1 protein-coding gene is annotated in these 1,315 nt (G+C 37.0%); it reads left to right on the forward strand.

The window, feature by feature from the left end:
- The first annotated feature begins 231 nt into the window (after positions 1-231).
- On the forward strand, positions 232-1,200 hold the full coding sequence (locus ACVC43_RS00090; RefSeq protein ID WP_452222536.1) for an IS110 family transposase: 969 nt from the start codon (positions 232-234) through the stop codon (positions 1,198-1,200).
- The last annotated feature ends 115 nt before the right edge of the window (positions 1,201-1,315 follow it).

A 1,315-nucleotide genomic window follows, 5' to 3' on the forward strand; every position in this document is an offset into this window, starting at 1 on the left:
AGCAATAAATTATATACGACTTAAGTTTGATTCTCAGTAAATTGTTGCTATAAATAGAAAGAACAAAAGAGAGAATTAAGGTTACTATATACGGTGAAGCTTTAGACTTCGACAACATTGATAATCCTCTCTCTTTTACTACTCAGATCACGTTCAGTTCTGTGAGACTTTAGATCTCGTTTTCAAGTTGTTGTGAGCAGAAGTAGCTGGTTCTTTCATAAAAGATATCTTATGAATAAATATAAAGAAACTTTTGGAGTTGACATCAGTAAAGATGTCTTTGATGTACATGGTAGTAACAAAGGTCACGACCAGTATAAGAACGATGAAATTGGATTCAAGAAATTCCTTAAAGAATTACCTGAAGACTCATTGGTCGTTATGGAAGCTACCGGTTATTATCATTATAGACTTGCGCAGTTTCTTTACAAGAATGGAGTAGTAGTTTCAGTAGTAAACCCATTATCGATAAAGCGATTCATTCAAATGAAACTGGCAAAGGTAAAAACGGACAAGAGCGATGCCAAGGCTATATGTGAATATGCCCTGATCAACGAGGTTCCTATTTACAATGCTTTGACGGATACCCAGAGCGAATGTTTACAGTTGTTCCGATTATTGGATACCTATTTAAAACAACGAACGGCAACCAAGAACAAGATACATGGGGAAGCAGTTTTAGGTATACCCTCAAAGTTTGTTTATCGTTCCTTGATACGTAACAAGAAGCAGCTGAATAAAGAGGTAGCTGCAATCGAATCAAAGATTCTAACATTGGTAAAAGAGGACCAACAGGAGCAATTGACCTTGTTGATGTCAATACCTGGTATAGGTCAAAAGACTGCATTGTTCCTAATAGTGGTCACCGATGGTTTTAACAAGTTCGAAACGGCATCACAGCTTTGTAGTTATGTCGGTATAACCCCAACGATACGAGAGTCAGGGAGCAGTGTAAGAGGTCGTGCGAGAATAAGTAAGGTCGGCAATAGAAAGCTTAGGCATCTATTGTTTCTATGTTCTTTCAATGCCTGTAAACACAACAAGGCATGCAGAGAGGTGTATGAGCGAATCGTGAACAAGGGCAAGAGCAAGAAATTGGCATTGATAGCAGTATCCAACAAACTACTTAAACAATCTTTTGCCATCGCAAAATCCGGTAGGCCCTATGATGAAACCTACGTTTCTGTATTGCCGAGATAAATAGCAGATAAATTGAATAAAAAAAGCTCAAGAATCTGATTTTAGAATCTATGAGCCTAGAATAATATTGTCTCAGATTAAAGAAGAATTTGTTTGTTTTTTACCTCAGTTCTTT

This window comes from Lacinutrix chionoecetis (genome assembly GCF_053604665.1).

Bases quoted from the DNA above. Each gene is read 5' to 3' on its own strand.
- ACVC43_RS00090 (WP_452222536.1), top strand. From the start codon at position 232: ATGAATAAATATAAAGAAACTTTTGGAGTTGACATCAGTAAAGATGTC.